Here is a 25,496-nt window from a genome sequence, read left to right as displayed (position 1 = left end):
AAATCCATTTAGTATCTATTGATAGTAAATACGGGGGAAACCTTAATATTGCTCAGCGCACCAGCTTTCAAAGATAAGGGCGGCTGCTAGGCTGTCTACCGCACCTTTTTCAAGGGCTTTATAGCCACCTAATTCAAATAACTTTTCTTTGGCATCTACTGTGGTTAGTCGCTCGTCTTGCATCGCAATTTGATAGCCAAAGCGGCCGTGTAAGCGGTTGGCGAATTTTTTAGCGCGGCTGGTAATATCTTGCTCGGTACCGTCCATATTCAGCGGTAAACCAATCACTAATAAATCGGGCTGCCATTGTTCCAGTAGCTTTTCTAATAGGGGCCAGGAAGGGATCCCATCTTGAGCTTTGATTGCGGTTAATGGTTTAGCGCTGCCAGTGAGCTCTTGGCCAATGGCTACACCAATGCTTTTGGTTCCAAAATCAAATGCCAGTACTGAACGTTCTCCTTCGCGCGCCATTATCTTCGACCTAGTGGTTTAATGTTAGAAGGCTGCCATGATTCTAGACAAGCAGTACTGAGAAGCTTGCAAGAACACTGCGGTTTTGCATTCATTACGCGTGCCCCACTTGGCTAGATAGTTGCCAGATATCAATACCTAAGTGATTAGCCGCGGCCTCCCAGCGCTTATGGCTTGGTGTCTTAAAAATGATATCGGTACTGGCGGGCAGGGTTAGCCAAGAATTTTCGGCAATCTCTTGCTCTAACTGACCCGCTTCCCAGCTGGCGTAACCTAAGGTAACAATGTATTCACTGGGTTGAGAATCTGTGCCTAGGGTATCGAGCACATCTTTTGAGGTGGTCACCATCAGTTCATCGCTTATTTCTAAGCTACTGCTAAAGCCTTTAACTGGCGAGTGCAAAACAAAACCGCGTTCTTGAGCTACTGGTCCACCTTGGTAAACCGGTTTATCTAAATCTTGGCGGATCATCTCTACTTGATCTTGCAATTCTATTTGCTCTAGCAAGGACTCTACCGATAAATCGACAGGAACATTGATGACTAGGCCCATAGCGCCTTCATCGTTGTGCTCGCAGAGGTAAACTACCGAGCGCTTAAAGAACGGGTCGTTCAGGCTCGGCATGGCGATTAAAAACTGATTTTGCAGGGTATTCATTGCTTCCAAATTAAACCTTACTACTGTCTAGGTTGATGCTTTAAGTCTAGCTTCAATCGCATCCATTAACTTACCTGTGATAGATATATCGTAGGCGGCTTCAATCTCTTTAATACAGGTTGGACTGGTAACGTTAATTTCGGTGACTTTATCGCCAATCACGTCTAAGCCCACAAAGACTAAACCCTTTTCTTTAAGAGATGGGCCAATTGAGTTGGCAATGTTCCAATCGCTTTCGGACAGCGGTTGTGCAACACCACGGCCTCCTGCTGCTAAGTTACCGCGAGTTTCTCCTTTAGAGGGAATGCGCGCTAAGCAATAAGGCATTGGTTCGCCGTCTACAATCAAAATACGCTTATCACCATCCACAATCTCGGGAATGAACTTTTGCGCCATGCAATATTCTTGACCGTGATTGGTGAGGGTTTCTAAGATTACGCCTACATTAGGATCGCCATCTTTTAGGCGGAATATAGACGCGCCACCCATGCCGTCTAGCGGCTTCATAATGACGTCTTTATGTTGTTGATGGAACGCTTTAAGGCGCGGCATATCACTGCTAACTAAGGTGGTTGGCGTAAATTCAGAGAACCATGCGGTAAACAGCTTTTCGTTGGCGTCACGTAGGCTTTGTGGCTTGTTAATAATTAAACTGCCTTCAGCTTCTGCGCGCTCTAGTATGTAGGTGGCGTAAATAAACTCAGTATCAAAAGGCGGATCTTTACGCATCAGTATCACGTCGAGCTCACTGAGGCTCTGGTCTACTTGGCTGCCAAGTTCGTACCAAGATTGAGGATTCTCTTGTACCGCAAGTGGGCGCATATTGGCCGCTGCACGGCCGCCATCTAAGTAAAGATCTTGCATTTCCATGTAGTAAATTTCGTAGCCGCGCTTTTGCGCTTCCATCAACATGGCAAAGCTTGAGTCTTTTTTAATGTTAATGTTGGCGATGGGGTCCATCACGATACCGAGTTTAATACTCATTTATGCTAAGTCTCCAAATTGACATTGCAAAGCGGTGATTGCCGTTAATGCGGCGGTTTCTGTGCGCAATACACGGGGGCCTAAAATGGTCTCTTGAAATTGGTATTGATTACATACTTCAATTTCTTGAGCACTTAAGCCGCCTTCTGGCCCAATTAGTAAGCGTACTCCATTTTCAGGAGTAGGCAGGGTCTTAATGCTATATGGGGCCTTTGGATGCAAATTCAACTTCATTGCTGATGAGGTCTCGCTAGCCCATTGCTCTAAACTTTGCAGTGGTGCTACTTCAGGCACGATGCTTCTGCCTGATTGCTCGCAGGCAGCGATTGCAATTTTTTGCCATTGCTGGCGTTTTTTCTCGAACCGTTCTTGATTCAGTTTTACGCCACAGCGCTCGCTGGTGAGAGGGGTAATTTTGTTTACGCCTAGCTCTACAGATTTTTGAATGGTGAATTCCATGCGATCACCACGAGAAATAACTTGGCCTAGATGAATATCTAGCGGTGATTCAGAATCATTGACATGCACTTCAGTAATTTTTACAGACACATGCTTTTTGCTGCTGCTCTCAATGATGGCTGGGTAGTTGTTACCATCGCTATTAAATAGCTCAAGTTGTTGACCTGCTTCCATTCTTAATACTCGGCCCACATGATTAGCGGCTTCTTCATCTAACTCTGTGAGTTGATGTAGCGCGAGCGATTGAGGCTGATAAATACGAGGAATGCGCATGGTAAGAAGGTGGCTCCGTAATCTAGCAAGAAAAATGGTTGGTTTTACTGCTAAAGAATAAACCTATTGCTGGTTTATTCCCAGCAACTCTATGAATCTGGGAAGGATAAGGCACCTCTCTTCACTGACTTATTTGAAGAACCTGTCTGCAGGTGCGGCATTGATAGCTCGCGCCTTTAAGTACCTTGTTGTGGCGACGGATGCTGAGCAGGTGACTTTGGCACGCACAGCGGTATTCAACGCTGTTGATTTTTATGCTTTCAAGCGAGTAGTTATGCGTGGTGTGCGGCGGGCAGTTAAATACGTTTAACATAATGGCTTGCCACTCTTTACCGTGTGGTTTTACTCGGCCATACACCGCATGGCAGATGATATGAGCGACTTCATGAGGAACTGTTTGTGCTAGAAAGTGTTCAGGTTGTTGCTGATAAAAGTGGGCATTAAAGCGCAAACGCCAGCGGCTTAAGTTAGCACTGCCTGCCACTTTGCTATTACGCGCCGATAACAGTATTTCTGGGCGGGTAAATGTTCGCTCAAAAAAAGTCTCAGCTTGGATAAAGCAATCTTCTACGGTTTGGTTTAGGCGTTGCACGCTAACTTGAGTTCTCCATAGTGTTAAATGGTCAGTAATGTTTAACGATCAAAAAAGCCGAAAGGATAATCAAGGATTATACGCTTTCGGCTTAGCTTGGCGAGTTTACCTCTGGTTTAAAGGCCAGCTTCGCTCTTTAGTAACTCTGCTTTATCGGTCGCTTCCCAAGGGAATTCTTCACGACCAAAGTGGCCGTAAGCCGCAGTTGCTTTGTAGATCGGACGCTCCAAATCTAACATGCTTAGAATACCGTAAGGGCGTAGATCGAAGTGTTTGCGTACTAATGCAACCAATTTGTCGTCGGCAATTTTGCCTGTACCAAAGGTTTCAATGCTAATTGAGGTAGGCTCTGCAACACCAATGGCGTAAGACACTTGAATTTCACAGCGGTCTGCTAAACCTGCAGCCACAATGTTCTTAGCTACATAACGACCAGCATAAGCGGCACTACGGTCTACTTTTGAAGGATCTTTACCAGAGAATGCACCGCCGCCATGACGCGCCATGCCGCCGTAGGTATCTACAATAATTTTACGACCGGTTAAACCACAGTCACCCATTGGGCCACCAATTACAAAACGACCAGTTGGGTTTATATGGTATTGGGTATTTTCATTTAACCATTGCGCTGGCAATACTGGCTTAATGATTTCTTCCATTACTGCTTCACGTAAATCGGCAGTAGAAATGCTGTCACAATGCTGAGTAGATAACACGACCGCGTCAACGCCAGTGATGATGCCGTTTTCGTAAGCAAAGGTGACTTGCGATTTTGCATCTGGGCGTAACCAATCTAAAGTGCCATTTTTACGTACTTCTGCTTGGCGCTTAACCAATAGATGCGAGTAGGTAATAGGAGCTGGCATTAATACGTCGGTTTCGTTGGTGGCGTAACCAAACATTAAACCTTGGTCGCCAGCGCCTTGTTCTTCTGGGCGAGAGCGGTCAACACCTTGGTTAATGTCTGGGCTTTGCTTGCCTACAACGTTGAGTACCGCACAAGAATCAGCATCAAAGCCCATGTCTGAGTGAGTGTAACCAATGTCGCGCACGGTTGAGCGAGTAATCTCTTCAATATCAACCCAAGCTGAGGTGTTAATTTCGCCGCCAACCATTACCATGCCGGTTTTTACGTAAGTTTCACAGGCTACACGTGCCTTAGGGTCTTGCTCTAAGATTGCGTCTAATACTGCGTCAGAGATTTGATCTGCAATTTTATCTGGATGCCCTTCAGACACTGATTCTGAAGTAAATAAATGAGTAGCCATGTTTATATCTCGTAAATGATTATATACGTATGGATGTTTTACCATCTGGACGTCTATTCTAAGTGAGGGTTTACAGATTTGCTAGCGCTTATTAATGAAAAAAATTCACCTTAGTGGATTAGTTTTGTTGTATTGATTTGTTTTGCTTAGTGCTGGATAGCGCTGACAGGATGCCTGGCAGGCGTTTATTTAACGTTCACCCACTATTCTATCTTAAGAATAAGGGGTTAACTGGTGGGCTTAAATATGTTCAATTCGGGCTGGTGATATATCTGAAAGGGGGAATTACAATGCTTCTTTATGGCTTAGTAAGAAACTAAACAAGTGGTGATTGTCGCTAGTGCATAAAGATAACCTAGCCGCCTCAGGTGCGGCTATGTGTTTACAGCTTGAATCAAGCAGCTTTATCAAGGCTTGCTGAGTTCATGCTTAATCCAGTTGCTCATATTCTGCCGGGTTTCTAGTCCAGTTTTTCGCGCAATTTCTTTATCGCCACGTACCACTAACAATATTGGTAAGGTAGAAACCTGATATTTGCTACGCGCAGATTTGTCCTTACTGAGATTGATGAGCTCAATTTTCTTTTCGTTCTGCTGGTTATAAATCATCACCAAATCAGCTTGGATCTTACTTTCGTCATTACGGTCATGCACAAAAGACACTAAACGTAAGGGGGGGCGAGGGCTACGCACTAAATCTAGGCATTGGCCATTATCACCGTATTCTTTACATGACCAAATGAATTCATAGTACTCAAGACGTTGCGAGTAGAAGTATTGGCCAGCATCAAATTTTTTGAGGCTAGGTATTTGTTTAGTGCTGACACCATACTTATCGGTGAAACTTTCTATAACCCGACTATTAGGGCGGAAAGTGGTGGTTTCGGTATTGACTGAAGCTAAAACTTGGCTAGGTAACATAGCCATTATTAACAGTACAACTAGGCGGCGCATAAAAAATTTCCCTCTATAAATACAAAGCCACTATTAATATCTCTGGCATAGTAGATCACTCTAAGCCGTAAGCCCACAGTAATTTACTGTGATAGCGCTCTCATTTTTAAATAAACCAAATATTTAAGTGAATAGTTGCTGGTTGAGACGATTGTATAGGTTAAATCAATACTTTAGAGGCAAAGCGTTATCTTGCTTAACAAGGGATTATCCGTTTATACAGCTTTCTTCATAGCTATGTATTAATTACAACTCTATTGAATTGTCGGAGGTTGGTTTTATTTCCGACGTCGCACTGGGCTGATGCTTACGCAGATTTGAGCGTTGAGCTCTTATTGCTTGATTAAATTAGCGAGTAGGCTGCTAAGATGAAGATATATTGACGATCGCATCGGCACATAAACAGTCGTCAATTCGATTTAGTGTTGTTGTATTTGTTCGTTGTTTAAGGTTTTGTTTTCTTCTTTTACCAGTACTGGGCTATTGATTAAGCGGATCTGGGCATTAAGTAATTGTTGCTCGATCAAACTAGGCGAACGGAATAGATACTTGGCAACAGCGCTGGCACACAAACAGGCCACAACGGCCGGCAGTACAATCTCTACTTGCAAGGTTTGTTCGGTAATGAGTAAGAATGCGGCCCAAGGAGTGCGAAAAACAGCACCAAACATTGCGCCCATGCCAACGATAACAAGCATCGAGTTGGGGGCATTAGGAATTACATTACCGATAATGCTACCTAAAATGCCACCAATCACTAACATGGGCCCTAAGCTACCACCTGGCAAGGCAAAGGCTAAGGCTACTGTGGTGAGTACTATTCTGGCAAGCAACCACAGGTGTTGCTCAGTTAAGGCTAATTCCCAGCTCAATAAGCCATTTGGAGTAATGGGCTCTAAACCTAACCAGTGTGGATTAATTACTCCCGCTAAGGCAGTGATACCTGCAGCGATAGCCACTGCATAACTGCGCTTAAGTGTTGGAATAGAACGAATCGCTCGCACCAATAAAGTGGCAAATAAACCACACAACATGCCAAGCAACGCAAATTGAGGCAGCCCCGCCCAAGTAAAAGATTGGTCGGGGAGGTCGATGCTTAACATACTGCCACCATGTAAATCGGAAACAACGCTAGCGGTATAGGCGCATATTGCAATGGTAGCAATTGACCGCCAGTTAAAGCGGCGCATCACTAACTCGTAAGCGATAACGGTTCCTGCCAGTGGAGCATTAAATAAGGCGGCTACTGCGGCGGCTGTGCCGCACGCGACACTTAAGCGAATTTGTCCTTGAGTAAGGCGAGCTGCGTGAGAGAGATTACTGGCCACTACCGCGGTAAGGTAACAAGCAGGCCCAACTACGCCAACAGCGAAACCGCCCCAAGTAAGTATTAGTCCCACAGCGAATTGATAAGCTAAATTGCCCCAATGAAGTTGCCCTTCATCAAAATGGTAGGCTTTAACCACAAAAATTAAACCCACTTGTTTGTAGTTAGCAAACAGCCGTTCAAGCAACAAGATGCTTAAGGCTGCGAGTAAAGGAAGCGAGTATGGGGGAAGGGGCTGATTAAGCAAAAAATTAGGATTAAGGTGGGCAAGGTCGCTAAATAGCAAGGCAATACCACTAGAGAACAAACCAATGAACAGGTAAACAAAAAAACTGCGGCTGCGAAATGCAAAATTATTTGCCATCTAGTTGGTTTACCGTCCCTCAATATTTCTTATATCAAGACTTTATCACGTCCTTGTCAGCTGTAAATATGAGTTTGCTTAAGCAATTAGCAGAGTTTTTTAATAAATCTGGTTATTCTTTTTAGATATTTATTGAGTAACACCGTTGACTTTGTGACAATACGCGCCTCTCGACACCCTATAGCCCTAATATTTGCAGGAGAAATTCATGTCTTCTCGTCGTCAATACGCCAACGCTATCCGTGCTTTAAGTATGGATGCAGTTCAGCAAGCTAACTCTGGTCACCCTGGTGCTCCAATGGGAATGGCTGATATTGCTGAAGTTCTATGGCGCGACTTTTTGAAACACAATCCAACTGACCCAACTTGGGCAGACCGTGACCGCTTTGTTTTATCTAACGGCCATGGCTCTATGTTGCTGTATTCTCTGTTGCACCTATCTGGGTATCAACTTCCGATTGAAGAGCTTAAAAACTTCCGTCAGCTTCATTCTAAAACACCTGGTCACCCAGAGTACGGTTACGCACCTGGCGTAGAAACCACTACTGGCCCGCTAGGCCAAGGCATTACTAATGCCGTAGGTATGGCACTGGCTGAGAAAATCTTAGCGGCGCAATTTAACCAAGATGGTTTCCCGGTTGTTGATCACTACACTTACACCTTCTTAGGTGATGGCTGTTTGATGGAAGGTATCTCGCATGAAGCTTGTTCTTTAGCGGGTACTCAAGGCCTAGGTAAGCTTATCGCATTCTGGGATGACAATGGCATCTCTATTGACGGTGACGTAGAAGGTTGGTTTACCGACGATACCGTTAAGCGTTTTGAATCTTACGGCTGGCATGTAATTGGTGGCGTAGATGGCCACGATAGTGAAGCCATTAGCGCAGCGATTAAAGCCGCTCAAGCTGAAACGACTCGCCCAACCATGATTTGTTGTAAAACAGTGATTGGTTTTGGTTCGCCAAACAAATCGGGTAGCCATGATTGTCACGGTGCTCCACTAGGTGCTGAAGAAATTGCAGCTGCTCGTGAGTTCTTAAACTGGCCACATGCTGCGTTTGAAATCCCACAAGATGTTTACCAAGCGTGGGACGCTAAAACTGCGGGTGAGAAATCACAGTCAGAGTGGAACCAATTGTTTGCCGGCTATGAAGCGGCTCACCCTGCATTAGCAGCTGAGTTCAAGCGTCGTGTGACTGGCCAAATGCCAAGTGATTGGAAAGAGTTTGCCGACAACTACATTAGCGAGCTTCAAGCAAGCCAAGCTAAAATTGCTACTCGTCAGTCTTCACAAAAAACCTTAGAGGCCTTTGGCCCTAAATTGCCAGAGCTACTAGGTGGTAGTGCTGATTTAGCACCTTCTAACCTTACTATGTGGTCTGGTTCTGAAGCGGTAACCGCCGAAGATGCATCAGGCAACTACATGCACTACGGTGTGCGTGAGTTTGGTATGTCGGCCATTATGAATGGTATGACTTTGCATGGTGGTTTAAAGCCTTACGGTGCTACGTTCCTAATGTTTATGGAATATGCACGTAACGCTTTACGTATGGCTGCTTTGATGAAGCAACCGGCAATTTTTGTTTATACCCACGATTCAATTGGTTTGGGCGAAGATGGCCCAACTCACCAAGCGGTAGAGCAAACTGCTAGCTTACGTTTAACACCTAACATGAGCACCTGGCGTCCATGTGATTCAGTAGAGTCAGCGGTTGCTTGGCGTCATGCGGTAGAAAGTACCGATAGCCCCACTTCGCTTATCTTCTCTCGTCAAGGTTTAGCGCCGCAACCGCGTGATGCACAGCAACTAGCTGATGTTGCGCGTGGTGGTTACGTACTGAAAGATTGCGCTGGTACGCCAGAGCTTATCTTGATTGCTACTGGTTCAGAAGTTGAGCTAGCGGTAGCAGCAGCGGATGAACTAACGGCTGCAGGTAAAGCAGTGCGCGTAGTGTCAATGCCAGCCACTGATGTGTTTGATGCACAATCGCCAGAATACCGTGAATCAGTGCTACCTATTGCTGTACGCAAACGTATTGCTGTTGAAGCGGGAATTGCAGATTTCTGGTACAAGTACGTTGGCTTTGATGGCAAAGTACTGGGTATGACGACCTTCGGTGAGTCAGCGCCAGCGGGTGAATTGTTCAAGCTATTTGGTTTCACTAAAGAAAACTTAGTGAACATGGCGAACGAACTTCTGTAAGCACTCACAAGTGCTCGTTCAGTAATAAATAGAACCCTCTGCTAAGAGGGTTCTTTGTTTCAGCGTTATAGAAAAAGGCGATTATTATGCCTCGTCAGCCTATCAAAGTAGCGATAAATGGTTTCGGCCGAATTGGTCGCAGCGTGCTTCGCGCTTTATTTGAATCTCACCGTCAACACAAAATCAAAATCGTTGCAATTAATGAGCTGGCCAGCCCAGAAGCAATGGCTCATCTGCTTAAATACGATTCTACCCATGGCACGTTTGCTGAAGATGTATTGCTGCAAGGCGAAACGCTCACAGTAGAAGGTCAAGCCATTCAACTGCTGCATCAAAGCGAGCCCAATCAGTTACCGTGGAGAGATTTAGCGGTAGATATTGTCATGGAATGTACTGGGCGTTTTAGCTCGGTGGCCGATGCGCAAATGCATATTGACGCCGGGGCAAAGAAAGTTTTGTTTTCTCACCCTGCCGATCCTTGCGTAGATCAAACGGTAGTCTATGGTGTAAATGAAGATTTGCTGAGTGCTAGCGACAAAGTGGTTTCAAATGGCTCTTGTACGACCAATTGTATCGTACCGGTGATTCAGGTCTTAGATGAAGCCTTTGGGGTTGAATGTGGTACTATTACTACAATTCACTCAGCAATGAACGACCAACAGGTCATTGATGCCTACCATACTGACTTACGCAGAACCCGTGCGGCTGGGCAGTCAATCATTCCTGTTGATACTAAGCTGGCTAAGGGTGTAGAGCGAATCTTGCCTAAATTCGCCGGTAAGTTTGAAGCCATTGCGGTGAGGGTGCCTACGCAAAACGTTACGGCGATGGACTTAAGTGTAACATTGTGTAAAAAAGTTACAGTTTCTGATATAAATCAAGCCATACAAGCCGCACTTTGCGGTAAATTAAGCGGCATATTGAGCTACACCGAAGAACCTTTGGTGTCTATCGACTTTAATCACGATAGTCATTCAAGCATTATTGATGGTTCTCAAACACGGGTTAGCGGCGAGCACTTAGTAAAAGTGTTGGCCTGGTGTGACAACGAATGGGGCTTTGCTAATCGTATGTTAGACACCGCAGAATTAATGAGTAATACCGAATTGTAGGTTTAGCTATGCTGGCTAAACTGTAAGTTTAATTTTCAAAAACTATAGAGGACAGATAATGTCAATTATCAAAATGACCGATTTAGATCTTGCAGGCAAACGCGTATTCATTCGTGCTGATCTAAACGTTCCAGTAAAAGACGGTAAAGTAACTTCTGATGCACGTATCCTAGCATCTCTTCCTACTATTAAGCGTTGTATAGAAGCTGGCGCTAAAGTAATGGTTACTTCTCACCTAGGTCGTCCAACTGAAGGCGAATACGCTGAAGAATTCTCACTAGCTCCTGTAGTTAACTACTTAAACGACGCACTAGATTGTGACGTTAAATTAGCGAAAGATTACCTAAATGGCCTTGAGCTAAACACTGGCGAGTTGGTTGTACTAGAAAATGTACGTTTCAACAAAGGCGAGAAGAAAAACGAAGAAGAGCTATCTAAGAAGTATGCTGCATTGTGTGACATCTTCGTTATGGACGCATTTGGTACAGCTCACCGCGCCCAAGCTTCTACCCATGGTGTAGGTACTAACGCGCCTGTAGCGTGTGCCGGTCCTTTACTTGCTGCTGAACTAGAAGCGCTTGGTAAAGCAATGGACAACCCGGCTCGTCCGTTAGTGGCTATTGTTGGTGGTTCTAAAGTATCAACTAAATTAACAGTGCTTGAGTCTTTATCTAAAATTGCTGACCAACTTGTAGTGGGTGGCGGTATTGCTAATACTTTCATCGCTGCAGATGGCCACAATGTAGGTAAATCTTTATACGAAGCTGACCTAGTAGATACCGCTAAAAAACTAATGAAAGAGTGTGCTATTCCTGTAGCCACTGATGTTGCCTGTGCTAAAGCCTTTGATGAAAATGCAGAAGCTGAAATCAAAAATGTTTCTGAAGTACAAGACGACGACATGATCTTCGACTTAGGCCCAGATTCTACAGCAGCTCTTGCTGAAATTATTGGCAATGCTAAAACTATCCTTTGGAATGGCCCTGTTGGCGTATTTGAATTCAAGAATTTTGAAGCAGGTACCGCGGGTATTTCTAAAGCAATCGCCGAGTCTGCAGGCTTCTCTGTAGCGGGTGGTGGTGATACACTAGCGGCCATCGACAAGTTTGGTATTAAAGCCGATGTATCTTACATCTCTACGGGCGGCGGCGCTTTCCTAGAGTTTGTAGAAGGCAAAGTATTACCAGCTGTAGCCATGCTTGAAGAGCGTGCAAAAGGCTAAGAACGTAATCGGGAGCGCAGCTCCCGATTTTCTGTATTAGAATACTCTGTTACAGAAACAAGAATTTTTAATCAACAAGACTAAATGGAACCATTGCTATGTCTAAGATCTTTGACGCAGTTAAACCAGGTGTAATCTCTGGTGATGACGTACAGAAAGTTTTCGAAATTGCTAAAGAAAACAAATTCGCACTACCAGCGGTAAACGTAGTTAACACTGACTCAATCAACGGCGTACTAGAAGCTGCGGCTAAAGTTAAGTCTCCAGTTGTTGTTCAGTTCTCTAACGGCGGTGCAGGTTTCTTCGCAGGTAAAGGTGTTAAACTTGAAGGTCAAGGTGCTCAAATCCTTGGTGCTGTTGCTGGTGCAAAATATGTACACGCTGTTGCTGAAACCTACGGTGTTCCAGTTATCCTGCACACTGACCACGCGGCTAAGAAATTGCTTCCTTGGATCGACGGTCTTCTAGATGCTGGTGAAGAGTTCTTCGCTCAAACTGGTAAGCCTCTTTTCTCTTCTCACATGCTTGACCTAAGTGAAGAGTCTCTAGAAGAAAACATTGATACATGTGCTAAGTACCTAGAGCGCATGGCTAAAATGAACATGACTATCGAAATCGAACTTGGCTGTACTGGTGGCGAAGAAGACGGCGTAGATAACTCTGACATGGACGCATCTGAGCTTTACACTTCTCCTGAAGACGTAGCATATGCATACGAGAAACTAATGGCTGTTAGCCCACGTTTCACTATTGCTGCTTCTTTCGGTAACGTACACGGTGTTTACCAAGCGGGTAACGTAGTACTTACTCCTACTATCCTACGTGATTCACAAGCTTACTGTGCTGAGAAATTTGGTATTGCACCAAACGCACTTAACTTTGTATTCCACGGTGGTTCTGGTTCTTCTGAAGCAGAAATCCAAGAGTCTATCGGCTACGGTGTTATCAAAATGAACATCGACACTGATACTCAGTGGGCAACTTGGGATGGTATCCGTACTTACTCAGCTGAAAACTTTGATTACCTACAAGGCCAAATCGGTAACCCTAAAGGTGCTGATCAACCTAACAAGAAGCACTACGATCCTCGCGTATGGTTACGTGCTGGTCAATCTTCAATGGTTGCTCGTTTAGAAAAAGCGTTCTCTGACTTAAATGCAGTAGACGTACTGTAATTTAGTCATTTAAGGCTATGTTACTTAAGGCTCGCTTTGGCGAGCCTTATTCGTTTTTGAATCACAAGTAAATGGCATTAGATGGATTTACTTCAGCCATAATTGATGAATTGTACATTTTAATTTACGTTTAAAGTGGCACTCCGCCAGCTATTTGTTCACTTATCCTACCTCTTCAATTTTCTCGCTTTTAGTTCATGATTGTTTTACTTTAGCTTTATAAGCCAATGAATTTTCTATATTTATAGTTTTAGTATTAAGTATTTTCCTAAGCTATTCAGGCTCTTAAGTTTGATCTTAGGTTTAGATTAGAAAAATTCATTCGTTAAACTAAGGTCTATTGACTAAAATTTATACTCTAAGCCCTTCGATATAGGCTGAGTCGCTGGCTGCGGATAGCGGGCATGTTAAATAAAGTTTGAAAGGAATAATCAGATGGAACAGAGCATTGCAACATCAAATGCAACGATTGTATCAATACAAGGACAAGCGTTTGCAGTAGATGCCCAAGGCAATATTAGATCCCTGCAACCAGGTGATAGTGTTGTGCCTGGCGAAATGATTATTACTTCCCAAGGTGCGCAACTTGGCTTTTACTATGGTGAAGACCAGTACCTGCTTGGTGACAATAGTGCTACTCAACTTCCCAATGTTGATATTGCAGAAGGCCCTTTAAGCGCGGCTAATGATCTTGATGTAGACGCTTTGCAACAAGCCATTTTAGAAGGTGCTGACCCAACGGAGTTGTTTGAAGCGACTGCGGCTGGTGGCGCTCCTACTGCTGCGGATGGTGAAGCAGCTGGCAACGGTGGGTTTATTACGATCGATAGAGTTGGTGGAGAAACCATTGCTCAAACTGGTTTTGATACCCAAGCTCCCCAAGTTCCAACTAATGCAGCCCAAACGGACTCTGATACAAACGCTCCAGAACCGCTAGCAGCAATCGATAACTCCCAACCTGAACCCTCTCCTCCAGCGCCTAGCCCCGATCAAGCACCAACGATTACGCTTACTGCTGGAAGTATTACTGAAGATTTAGTGGATGCCGATACCGTTATTGCTAGCTTTACATCAAATGATGCCGACGGTGATGTTTTAAATCACAGCTTACTAAATGATACCGACGGTTTTTTTGTTATTGATGGAAACGAAATTAAGTTGAGTGATGCGGGTATTGCCGCAGTTAACAATGACCAACTCAATTTAACGACTTTGAATTTAACCATACAAGTTGAAGCTAATGGCCTAACGGCTTCTGATAGTGCTTCCGTCGAGATTGTTAGAGTAGACGACGAGCCCGCCACGCCTGTAGATCAAGCTCCAACGATAGACGTGGTTGCTCAAAGCGTCACTGAAGATGCAGTGAGTACTGATACAGTTGTTGCCAATTTTACCTCAAACGATCCTGATGGTGACGTTCAAACTTACCAATTGTTGAATAACGATGACGGCTATTTTGTTTTAGATGGTAATCAAGTCAAACTCACCGCTGATGGCGTGGCGGCGATTAATAATGACAGCTTAAATCTGACAAGTCTTGATTTGACCGTTCAAGTTGAAGCTAATGGCCTTACTGCTGCCGATAGCGATTTGCTTAGCATTGTAAGAGTGGATGACGAACCAAGTACACCAGAAGATCAAGCTCCAACGATAGACGTGGTTGCTCAAAGCGTCACTGAAGATGCAGTGAGTACAGATACAATTGTTGCCAATTTTACCTCAAGCGATCCAGATGGAGATGTGCAGACTTACATGTTGTTGAACAACGACGATGGTTATTTTGTTATTGATGGTAACCAAGTCAAACTCACCGCTGATGGCGTGGCGGCGATTAATAATGACAGCTTAAATCTGACAAGCTTGGATTTGACCGTTCAAGTTGAAGCTAATGGCCTTACTGCCACTGATAGCGATACGCTTAGCATTGTAAGGGTGGATGACGAACCAAGCACACCTGTAGATCAAGCTCCAACGATAGACGTGGTTGCTCAAAGCGTCACTGAAGATGCAGTCAGCACAGATACAATTGTTGCCAATTTTACCTCAAGCGATCCAGATGGAGATGTGCAGACTTACCAGTTGTTGAACAACGACGATGGCTATTTTGTTATTGATGGTAACCAAGTCAAACTCACCGCTGATGGCGTGGCGGCAGTAAACAGTGATGCTTTAAACTTGTCTGAACTCTCCATTAATGTTCAAGTCAGCGCGAATGGACAAACCGCAGCTGATAGCGACATCGTGAATGTTGTTCGTGTGAATGATGCACCGGACACCGATGCGGTGGTACTAACGCCGATAGCAGAAGACAGCGGTGCGCGTACTATAACCAGTGATGAACTGTTAGCTAGCGCAGGAGATATCGAAAGTGATGACTTAACGGTAAGTAACCTGCAAATTAGCGCAGGGAGCGGTAGCTTAGTCAATAACAACGACGGTACTTGGACTTACACGCCAGCTGCTAATGACGACACAGAAGTGAGTTTCAGCTACGACATCACCGACAATGGCAGTACAGATGGCGCTAGTGACCCGCAAACGGTAAGCGGCAGTGCCAACTTAGACATTACTCCCGTGAATGATGCACCTGAAACCGATGCGGTGGTATTAACGCCAATAGCGGAAGACAGCGGTGCTCGTACTATTACTAGTGATGAACTGTTAGCTAGCGCAGGAGATATCGAAGGTGATGACTTAACGATAAGTAACCTGCAAATTAGCGCAGGGAGCGGTAGCTTAGTTAATAACAACGACGGTACTTGGACTTACACGCCAGCTGCTAATGACGACACAGAAGTGAGTTTCAGCTATGACATCACCGACAATGGCAGTACAAATGGCGCTAGTGACCCGCAAACGGTAAGCGGCAATGCCAACTTAGACATTACTCCCGTGAATGATGCACCTGAAACCGATGCGGTGGTATTAACGCCAATAGCGGAAGACAGCGGTGCTCGTACTATTACTAGTGATGAACTGTTAGCTAGCGCAGGAGATATCGAAGGTGATGACTTAACGATAAGTAACCTGCAAATTAGCGCAGGGAGCGGTAGCTTAGTTAATAACAACGACGGTACTTGGACTTACACGCCAGCTGCTAATGACGACACAGAAGTGAGTTTCAGCTACGACATCACCGACAATGGCAGTACAAATGGCGCTAGTGACCCGCAAACGGTAAGCGGCAGTGCCAGCTTAGACATTACTCCCGTGAATGATGCACCGGAAACCGATGCGGTGGTATTAACGCCGATAGCAGAAGACAGCGGTGCACGTACTATAACTAGTGATGAACTGTTAGCTAGCGCAGGAGATATCGAAGGTGATGACTTAACGATAAGTAACCTGCAAATTAGCGCAGGGAGCGGTAGCTTAGTTAATAACAACGACGGTACTTGGACTTACACGCCAGCTGCTAATGACGACACAGAAGTGAGTTTCAGCTACGACATCACCGACAATGGCAGTACAAATGGCGCTAGTGACCCGCAAACGGTAAGCGGCAGTGCCAGCTTAGACATTACTCCCGTGAATGATGCACCGGAAACCGATGCGGTGGTATTAACGCCGATAGCAGAAGACAGCAGTGCACGTACTATAACCAGTGATGAATTGTTAGCTAGCGCAGCAGATATCGAAGGTGATGACTTAACGGTAAGTAACCTTCAAATCAGTGTGGGGAGCGGTAGTTTAGTTAATAACAACGACGGTACTTGGACTTACACGCCAGCTGCTAATGACGATACCGAAGTGAGCTTCAGCTACGACATCACCGACAATGGCAGTACAAATGGCGCTAGTGACCCGCAAACGGTAGGCGGCAGTGCCAGCTTAGATTTAAGACCAGATAATGACGCGCCAGATGCTCAAGACGATGATTTCTCAAATGTAGCGCCTTCTGAATCTGTCCAATTAGATTTGTTGGCTAACGATAGCGATCTGGAAGGTGATGCGATAAGCATTAAATCAATTAACGGCACAGAACTTACCCCGAGAATTGCGCAAGATATTGCTGTAGCCAATGGTGTTGTTAACGTGACAGCGGCAGGAGTAATTAGCTTTACTGCTAATGCAGATGGTAATGGCGCAGTTGATTTTAATTATGTTTTACAGGACGAATTTGGCGCTGAAAGTTCAGCTAGCGTATCTGGAAATGTCGTTGATCTCGTTAATGATTCAGCGCAAGTATTTGAAGCTGGTTTAGATACTGGTTCGGACGCTGGCGTCGCAGCTACGCTAACAACGGGTAACTTGCTCAGTAATGATGGTGGGGTGGTTGATGGCTTAGCCATTTCTAGTATCGGTTATGATGGTGGAGTGAACACTGCTGACGTAAATGGTGTGATTAGCTTTGATACTGAACAAGGCTCGCTAACGGTTTATACCGAAGACTACAACGGTTTTTTCAAAGGCGATTACGAGTACCAATTGAACTCGTCAAGCCTTAATGGTGATGGCGTCACCGAAAGCTTCGATTATGTTGTGAGTAACCCCGCAGAGGGCTTCGCTACTCAAGGCAAGTTAGAAGTTAGTATCGTTGATGATGCTCCGGTGGGTAGCGATGTATATCATAACTTAGCTTCTAGTCCTCTATTGGTGACTACGAACTTAGTGTTGGTACTCGATACTTCTGCCAGTATGACGAATGGAGGGGATTATCTTGGTATTGCTGTAGAAGCTTTATCTGGCCTGATTGAACAGGCAGACTCTCGCGGAAATGTAAACGTTCAGGTCATTGGTTTTTCGGAATCGGTGAAGACTAGTGGTTGGATTAGTGACGATGTATCTGAAGCAATTAGTTTCCTTGAAAGCCTTAATTCGGGAGGGGGGACCCATTATGATTTGGCTCTGAATGAAGTGATAGCGACCAGTACCTCGATTAATCAACCGCTTGCTGACAACACTTTGTTGTATTTTATCTCTGATGGTGAACCTACTTCTGGTCACGGTGTTGATGACACTGTTGAGTATGAAGGTCTAAATGGATTAGCTGCATGGGATTCCTTTGTCGAAAATAACCTAGACACCAGCTATGGTATTGGGATTGGTGATGCAGATTTGGGGGTTCTAGAAGATGTAGCTTCGGAATCAGCAACCGATGAATTTGCTTTTATTGTCGAAGATGTAAACGACCTCTCGGTTACACTTATAAAAAGCTATCTTGACTCTGATATTGAGGCTTCTTTGGGTCTGTTCAAAACAGCTTCAACTAATGGTTTTATGGTCGGAGCCGATGAAGGGTATGTAAGCACTATTACTATTGAGACAGTTTCTGGCCCCCACACTTATTATTATGACCCATACGCTGAACCACAGCAGGCGAAAAACATCAATATTACAACGGCTTTGGGTGGTTTGTTTTTGCTTGATTTTTCTACAGGAGCTTATTCATATGAGTTGGATGTAGATAGCGATGGATGGGGTAAACAAGAGAGTTTAGAGGTCTCAGTAACGGACTTGGATGGCGACTCTCATTCTATTGATATTGAAATTAGTACTATATTTGAAGCAGCTGTAGATGCTAATCGTGATGTCATTATTACAAACCAAGATGGTAGTAGCACAATTAGCGTACCAAGTTTGGCCTTGCTGTGGAATGACACTGGCGAAGAGATCTCTTTGCTTGAAATCGATAATGTCGTAGGCGGTTCTGTGGCTGGCAGCGATGAAATTCTATTTAGTTCAATTGATGATGTAGGCCTAGGTATTCACGATAGTAACTTTGAAACTGAAGATAAAGCTATCACCGGCTCAGAAAATGAGAATGATAGTGAATTAAATGGTCTTAACAATAGCCTCGCAACTGCTGTAGATTTAACTGACCGTTCTCTATTTAGCTCTAATGATGCTGATTTTATTCAGTTACCTAATGGGTATTCATATTCATTTAAAGGAAGCCTTGCTAGTGATAGTGACGCTACAAATGGTCATGATCAGGATTGGTTAAAGATATCTCTAGCGAAAGGTGAAAAAATCTGGGCAAACATGGATCCTGTTTCGGGACAACCTTCTGTGAAAACAGATCTATATCTTTATGATAAAGACGGTAAATTGATAACTAAATTTGGTGAAAACTGGCAGGGCCCCAAAGATGGTTATGAAGCCCAATATGAAGGTGAGTACTATTTCCAAATAGTCGCTGACAACCCTTCAAAGAGTGGTGATTATCAGCTTTATTTAACTATTGACGTAACCAACGCGGATTATGTAAAAAAAGCTGATGATGATGTGCAGGAGCAATTTGACTATACCATTATTGATGATACTAACGATGTTATCGATACTGCAACTGCAGAGCTTATTGGTGTTCATGGTAACTCTGTTGATGGTAGAGATGGTGATGAGGTGTTGGTGGGTAATGAATCTGCCAATACCATTACTGGTGAAGCGGGTGATGATGCTTTGGTAGGCTATGCTGGCGACGATCAACTTGAGGGTGGCGAAGGCGCTGATTTATTAATTGGTGGCCAAGGTAACGACGTATTAATTGGTGGTGATGATAGTGATATGTTTGCTTGGCTTGACGGTGACGATCAAGGCACCATCAATGACACCATTAACGACTTTACCTTAAAAGACGATAGTGATCCGAATAACGCCCCTGATGTACTTAACTTGAGTGATTTATTACAAGGCGAAACCGAAGCGAGTTTAGAGTCTTATTTGTCGTTTGAAACCATAAGCAATGGTGGCGCTGTTGAAACGATCATATCAATTGATAAAGATGGTGGAGCTAATGGCGAGAGTGTTCATCAAACCATCACCCTTAAAGATGTCGATTTCAGTGGTATGAGTGATAATGATATTTTGACTCAATTGATTGAAGATCAGCAGCTTAATGTAGACAACTAGGCCGTTTACGTTTGGGAAAACCCACTTTCAAGAGTAAGCTAAGGCTTACTCTTGATGTTTTATATTTAGGAAAGGATGCTAGGTGCAGGACGCAAAACCACAGCAGCAATATCGTGATTTAGATGTAACCGCAGAACGCATTGATCCCTTACTGAACAGTTTGGTATTTTTGTCCAAGTTTTATGGTAAGCCTTTTTCTGCTCGAGCGTTGTCAGCGGGATTACCTTTGGAAGAAGGGCTGCTCACACCGGCTTTATTGCCGCGTGCTGCTTTGCGAGCAGGCATGGATGCATCCCTTGTAAAAAAGCCTATCGGCAAAATTCCTGAATTACTCTTACCCTGTATCTTATTGTTAAAAGATGGTCGTTCGTGTGTTCTCGTTTCACGTACTTCTGATTCTGTTGAAGTAGCTTGGCCAGAACTTCCAGATAGCCATGAAACCATCTCTCTAGACAAACTCGCCCCAGACTACACGGGTTTTTGCTGCTATGTGCGCAAACGCTACCGTTTTGACGCTCGCTCGCCGGAATCCCTGAGCAACAAGCAGGGCCATTGGTTTTGGAATACTCTGCGTCGTTCTGCGCCCATTTATCGGGATGCCTTGGTGGCATCGTTATTCCTCAACTTGTTTGCGATAGCTTCACCGCTGTTTGTTATGAACGTCTACGACAGAGTCGTGCCAAACTCAGCCATTGATACGTTGTGGGTGCTTACCGCAGGTATGGCCTTGGTATTGGTGTTTGATTTTGCCTTAAAGCAAATGCGCGCTTATACGCTGGATTTAGCGGCTAAAAAATCGGACATTTTGTTGTCTGCTCGAATTTTTGAAAAACTGTTAAACATAAAGGCAGAAGTAAGGCCTCCGTCGGTAGGGGCTTTTGCTAAAAACGTGCAAGAATTTGATTCTATTCGAGAGTTTATTACTTCTTCTACGGTTGCTGCCTTGGTTGACGTACCGTTCTCATTGCTGTTCTTGTTAGTCATCGCCTTGGTGGCTGGCCCCTTGGCGTTAGTGCCAGCAGGGGCTGCAGTATTAATGCTGCTTTATTCGTTTTACATCAAACGGAAAATGCATCAAGAAGTTGAGTTAGGCAGCCGGTTTGCTAGCCAAAAAAATGCTCACTTAATTGAGAGTTTAAATGGTATCGAATCCCTTAAATTGGCAGGAGCCGAAAGCCAGTTTCAACATAATTGGGAAGAGCTCGTTGGTAACATTGCTACTTGGAATATGGCTATTAAAAAGCTTGCCACCTCGGTAGGTAATGTGAATGCCTTTGTCTCACAAAGTACTACTGTATTACTGGTAGTTGTGGGGGTATTCCAAATCTCTCAAGGTAATCTCTCGATGGGAGGCTTAGTTGCCGCAGTTATGTTAACTGGGCGAGCGTTAGTGCCTTTTTCTCAGGTGTCGCTATTGGCTACAAGATATAACCAAGCGCAATCAGCCTTAGAAAACCTTGAAGATATTATGCAGCTGCCAGATGAGAATTTAGAGCGCTATATGCATCGTTCTCATTTTGATGGTGCGATTAGTTTTAGCGATGTGAGCTTTACTTATCCTGGCAGTGAACAGCAAGTTTTGAAGCAAGTGAGCTTCTCAATTAAAGCCAAAGAGAAAGTAGCCATTATTGGTAAAATTGGCGCGGGAAAAACCAGCTTAGAAAAACTATTACTCGGTTTTTATATACCCCAGCAAGGTGCCATTCGCCTCGATGGTGTCGATTTAAAGCAAATTAGCCCGGCGGATGTTCGCCAAAAAATCGGCTGTTTACCGCAAGACATAAATTTATTTTATGGTTCTATTCGAGACAACATTACGCTAGGGGTACCGCACATTGAAGATGAGCTAATCTTCCGTGCCGCAGAGCTTGCCGGAGTGACGCAGTTTACTGACGTTGACCCAGAGGGTTTAGACAGACAAGTTGGCGAGCGAGGTCAGTACCTCTCTGGTGGACAACGCCAAGCGGTCGCATTAGCCCGCGCTTTGTTGTTTAACCCGCCAGTATTAGTGTTAGACGAACCAACAAGCAGTATGGACGCGTTCTCTGAGAACTTAGTTAAATCTCGATTAAAGCAAGTAGCAGAGGACAAAACCTTTATTTTAATCACTCACAAGATGTCGATGTTAGATCTGGTTGACCGTATCATTGTATTAGATAGAGGAGCAGTAGTGGCCAATGGTTCTAAAGCGGAAGTATTAGAGCTATTACGCAGCGGCAAAGTGAGGTCTCCCAATGAGTAAGCAAAGGCCTGATATTTCTGAGGCAGAGCTTAAGTTTGTTGATGACATTAACGCCGCAATGTTGATGAAAACACCGCGTCGCTCGCGTCGCTTGTTGTGGCTTATTTTTGTCTTACTAGTGAGCGCAATATCTTGGGCGCATTGGGCTCAGGTAGATGAAGTCACTATTGGCAATGGCAAGGTGATCCCATCTCAACAGATTCAAACAATTCAAAACTTGGAAGGCGGTATCCTTAAACAAATCTTGGTTAGGGAAGGCGAGCAAGTAGAACCTGCTCAGCCCTTATTACTTATCGACGATACTCGTTTTCGCTCAGACTTTCGCGAGCAAGAGCAAAGAGTGATAAACCTAGAAGGTGATGTTGCTCGCTTAAGAAGTGAAATTGCCAGTATTCAGTTAGACCCTAATTTGGCGTTCGAGCAATGGCAAGAACAGGTAAAAGTTACCGATGTAGAAATCGAGTTTAACGATGAGTTTAAGTTGAAATACCCATCGGAAGTGACCGGCCAGCAACTACAAAAAACCGCTCGCTTACGAGCCTTGCAAAATCAGCTTTCTATTACTGCAGGGCAAATCGATCAGAAACAACAAGAGATAGTGGAGCTAAAGTCCAAAATCTTGCACGTAAATCAAAGTTACAATTTAGTATTAGAAGAACTAAAAATTACCAAACCCTTGGCGGAAGAAGGCATTGTTTCGCAAGTGGAAATTCTTAAATTGCGCCGACAAGCGAACGATTTAAAGGGTGAGTTACAAAGCAGCAAATTACTTGAACCTAAAATTCGCAGCGCGATTGCCGAAACAATATATAAGCGCCGTGATATTGCGTTAGCGTTTTTAAGCGAAGCGCGCCGAGAGCTGAATCAAATTGAAGCTGAGCTACAACCACTGAGCGAAGGGCAAGTGGGCTTGCGTGATAGGGTAGACAGAACCTCGGTAGTTTCGCCGGTTAAAGGCACGGTTAAAAAGATTTACATTAATACCGTTGGTGGTGTGGTTCAGCCGGGCATGAGCATCATGGAAATCGTACCAATTGAAGATAAGTTATTGGTGGAAGCGAAAATTCAGCCGAAAGATATTGCATTTCTTCGCCCGGGGCTTAAAACTGTTGTTAAATTCAGTGCTTACGACTTTTCCATCTATGGTGGCTTAGACGGGCAGCTAGAACATATTAGTGCAGACACTATTTTAGATGAAGAAGGCAATAGTTATTATTTGGTGAGAGTGAGAACCGACAAGAATTATCTCGGTACAGACGATACACCATTGCCGATTATTCCAGGAATGCTATCAAGTGTGGATATCATTACGGGTAAGAAAAGTATTTTAGATTATCTATTAAAACCAATAATTAAAGCGCAACAATCTGCGCTACGCGAACGATAAGAATGTGTATTTGCTAAGCCGTTGCTTAGCAAATGACAAGGAGTGTTAATGAATAAGCTGAGCTTGACCTTAGCATCAGGTCTGTTAATGGGCTCTAACCTTGCTTGTGCTCAGTCTCTTGAGCAGGCGGTGGCTAAAGTATTAACTGAGCACCCTCAGTTACAATCTTCTTTTAACCAGTTTAAAGCCAGTACCGAGCAATACCAAGGGGCTAAAGGTGGCTACTACCCAACCGTAGATTTAACTGCTGGAGCGGGCTGGGCTCGCACAGAAACCGAAGAGCCTCAGGTAGAAAGTGGTACTCCAACAGAAGTTGGGGTTAGCATTCGTCAGCTCTTGTTTAGTGGTTTTGCTACCACAGGTGAAGTGTCGCGTACTGAAAATGAAGCGCGAGCCGATCAGTGGCTGCTATATAACGACGCTGAAAACATCGCGCTGCGGGTCGTCGATGTTTACCTAGAAGTCGTAAAGCAAGAACAACTGTTAGAACTCGCAGATAGTAACCTGCAAACTCACTTAGCCATTCAAAAAGACATTAAAAAACGCACCGATTCAGGAGTGGGTTCTAGTGCCGATTTAACCCAAGTAAACGGCAGGGTAGCGCGTGCTACAACTAACGCGTTATCGGCTAAAAATAACCTACTTGATGCACAAACTCAGTTTTTACGGGTGGTGAATACCTTACCTAATGATTTGGTGCTACCCGGCGCTGATATTGCCTTGTTACCTGCTGATTTAGATGCTGCTTTGGCCGCAGCATTAGATGTTCATCCTACCCTAAAAGCTGCTCAGTTTGATGTTGCCGCAGCCAACGCCCAAAACACCGTAGCCAAAGCCAGCAACTACCCTGAGATAGCCGTGGAGCTCGATGGTAATTGGGATAATAACCGTAAAGGTTACGATGATACCAAAGACTACGAATTAGCAGCCATGCTGCGTTTGCGTTACAACTTATTCAATGGTGGTAGTGATGCTGCCGAAATTCGCCGCAGTGCTTATGATGTAAATCGCGCCAAGGCCGTGGGAGATGACGCCCACCGACAAGTCACCGAAGGCACTCGTTTAGCCTGGAACGCATGGGATGTATTAGTGCGCCAGAAATCGTTTCTACAACAACACGTTGAAGCGAGCTTTCAAACGGTTGAGGCCTACAAAAAACAATTCAATTTAGGCAAGCGTAGCTTGCTTGATGTACTAAATACCGAAAACGAACTTTTCGAAGCTCAAAACGAATTTATTGGCGCAGATATCGATGAGCTGCGTGCTAAATACCGCTTACTAAATGCTACCGGCCTACTGCTTGAAGCATTACGTGTTAACCGACCTGAGGACTGGAACTTTTAATGAACAACAAAAGCTTAATTGTCGCAGCCGCTATTTTAGCTCTAACTGCGTGTAGTCAATCTGCCGAAACTTATAAGGCTGAAACCGCCAACTATGACCGTCAAGATCAAGACAGCGACGGTGTGATTAATGAACGAGACCTTTGCCCTGATACTGAAGAAGGAGCCGCAGTAGATAACGACGGCTGTTCTGAATTTCAAAGCATTGATGACGGTTACGAATTAATGGTCTTTTTTGGCCACGATTCCAGTAAACTTACTGGTGAATTTGAGCCTCAGTTGCAACAAGTGGCTGACTTCATGCAAAAATACCCTGAGGTTAAAATCAGCGTTGAAGGCTACGCCAGTGCCAGTGGTAGTAAATCTTACAACTTGAAACTTTCTAAGCGTCGAGCGGCGAGTGTTCGTCAGCAATTGATTACTGATTATGCGGTGCCAGCTGAGCGCATAGAGCTAGAAGCCATTGGTGAAGAAGAGCTGCTAGTAGCGGGAGATTCTGAGCAATCTGAGGCAGCTAATCGTAGAGCGAGAATCTTTGTTCAAGAAGAGTACCGCAAAGTTGTTCCTCGTTGGTCTATCTACACTCCTCATTTAAAACAGTAGAGACTCTA

The 25,496-nt window shown here is 44.4% G+C and carries 17 protein-coding genes; 9 read left to right on the top strand and 8 right to left on the bottom strand.

Features of this window, described 5'->3' with window-relative positions; translation table 11 throughout:
* Nucleotides 1–42: 42 nt before the first annotated feature.
* From ruvX to Q4592_RS12990, 8 genes are all read right to left on the bottom strand, one after another.
* Nucleotides 43–471 carry a Holliday junction resolvase RuvX gene (gene ruvX, locus Q4592_RS13025; RefSeq protein ID WP_303513750.1) on the bottom strand — a complete coding sequence of 143 codons (429 nt, stop codon included), beginning with the start codon at nt 469–471 and terminating at the stop codon, nt 43–45.
* Nucleotides 472–565: 94 nt separating this feature from the next.
* Nucleotides 566–1,129, bottom strand: a complete 564-nt coding sequence (locus Q4592_RS13020) for a YqgE/AlgH family protein (RefSeq protein WP_303513748.1) — start codon at nt 1,127–1,129, stop codon at nt 566–568.
* A gap of 27 nt (nt 1,130–1,156) precedes the next feature.
* Entirely contained in the window at nt 1,157–2,113 is a 957-nt protein-coding gene (gene gshB / locus Q4592_RS13015) for a glutathione synthase (protein ID WP_137675310.1), read from the bottom strand.
* Nucleotides 2,114–2,845 (bottom strand): 16S rRNA (uracil(1498)-N(3))-methyltransferase, encoded by a 732-nt coding sequence (gene rsmE / locus Q4592_RS13010; RefSeq protein WP_303513744.1) that lies wholly within the window; start codon nt 2,843–2,845, stop codon nt 2,114–2,116.
* A 121-nt stretch (nt 2,846–2,966) separates the two neighbouring features.
* Nucleotides 2,967–3,437 carry a SprT family zinc-dependent metalloprotease gene (locus tag Q4592_RS13005; RefSeq protein ID WP_303513743.1) on the bottom strand — a complete coding sequence of 157 codons (471 nt, stop codon included), beginning with the start codon at nt 3,435–3,437 and terminating at the stop codon, nt 2,967–2,969.
* A 116-nt stretch (nt 3,438–3,553) separates the two neighbouring features.
* A complete protein-coding gene (gene metK / locus Q4592_RS13000) occupies nt 3,554–4,705 on the bottom strand; it encodes a methionine adenosyltransferase (protein ID WP_137675313.1) in 1,152 nt (383 codons plus the stop codon).
* 407 nt (nt 4,706–5,112) lie between these two features.
* Nucleotides 5,113–5,658, bottom strand: coding sequence for a hypothetical protein (locus tag Q4592_RS12995; RefSeq protein ID WP_303513742.1), 546 nt, complete (start codon nt 5,656–5,658; stop codon nt 5,113–5,115).
* 419 nt (nt 5,659–6,077) lie between these two features.
* Complete coding sequence (locus Q4592_RS12990; RefSeq protein WP_303513740.1) at nt 6,078–7,349, bottom strand: chloride channel protein; 1,272 nt, start codon at nt 7,347–7,349, stop codon at nt 6,078–6,080.
* Between the two features lie 208 nt (nt 7,350–7,557).
* Here Q4592_RS12990 and tkt point away from each other — a divergent pair, with 208 nt between their 5' ends.
* The 9 genes from tkt (at nt 7,558) to Q4592_RS12945 (ending at nt 25,488) form a co-directional block, all read left to right on the top strand.
* On the top strand, nt 7,558–9,552 hold the full coding sequence (gene tkt / locus Q4592_RS12985) for a transketolase (protein ID WP_137675316.1): 1,995 nt from the start codon (nt 7,558–7,560) through the stop codon (nt 9,550–9,552).
* Between the two features lie 86 nt (nt 9,553–9,638).
* Nucleotides 9,639–10,664: an erythrose-4-phosphate dehydrogenase gene (epd, locus tag Q4592_RS12980; RefSeq protein ID WP_303513737.1), complete on the top strand. Its 1,026-nt coding sequence runs from the start codon at nt 9,639–9,641 to the stop codon at nt 10,662–10,664.
* A gap of 58 nt (nt 10,665–10,722) precedes the next feature.
* Nucleotides 10,723–11,886, top strand: a complete 1,164-nt coding sequence (locus Q4592_RS12975; protein ID WP_303513736.1) for a phosphoglycerate kinase — start codon at nt 10,723–10,725, stop codon at nt 11,884–11,886.
* Between the two features lie 98 nt (nt 11,887–11,984).
* The gene (gene fbaA / locus Q4592_RS12970; RefSeq protein WP_137675319.1) at nt 11,985–13,061 is read left to right on the top strand and encodes a class II fructose-bisphosphate aldolase; all 1,077 of its coding nucleotides are present in this window, start codon (nt 11,985–11,987) and stop codon (nt 13,059–13,061) included.
* Nucleotides 13,062–13,496: 435 nt separating this feature from the next.
* Nucleotides 13,497–19,913: a retention module-containing protein gene (locus Q4592_RS12965; RefSeq protein ID WP_303513733.1), complete on the top strand. Its 6,417-nt coding sequence runs from the start codon at nt 13,497–13,499 to the stop codon at nt 19,911–19,913.
* Nucleotides 19,914–19,995: 82 nt separating this feature from the next.
* Nucleotides 19,996–22,155, top strand: coding sequence for a type I secretion system permease/ATPase (locus Q4592_RS12960; protein ID WP_303513731.1), 2,160 nt, complete (start codon nt 19,996–19,998; stop codon nt 22,153–22,155).
* A complete protein-coding gene (locus Q4592_RS12955) occupies nt 22,148–23,542 on the top strand; it encodes an HlyD family type I secretion periplasmic adaptor subunit (RefSeq protein ID WP_303513729.1) in 1,395 nt (464 codons plus the stop codon). The genes Q4592_RS12960 and Q4592_RS12955 overlap by 8 nt, the downstream gene beginning before the upstream one ends.
* Before the next feature lie 48 nt (nt 23,543–23,590).
* A complete protein-coding gene (locus Q4592_RS12950; RefSeq protein WP_303513727.1) occupies nt 23,591–24,886 on the top strand; it encodes a TolC family outer membrane protein in 1,296 nt (431 codons plus the stop codon).
* On the top strand, nt 24,886–25,488 hold the full coding sequence (locus tag Q4592_RS12945) for an OmpA family protein (protein WP_137675324.1): 603 nt from the start codon (nt 24,886–24,888) through the stop codon (nt 25,486–25,488). Before Q4592_RS12950 ends, Q4592_RS12945 begins: the two co-directional genes overlap by 1 nt.
* The last annotated feature ends 8 nt before the right edge of the window (nt 25,489–25,496 follow it).

It is taken from the genome of Agarivorans sp. 1_MG-2023 (genome assembly GCF_030548385.1).
GTDB lineage: Bacteria > Pseudomonadota > Gammaproteobacteria > Enterobacterales > Celerinatantimonadaceae > Agarivorans.
Note: the sequence above shows the minus strand (reverse complement) of the source record. Positions and strands in the feature narration are given on the sequence as shown.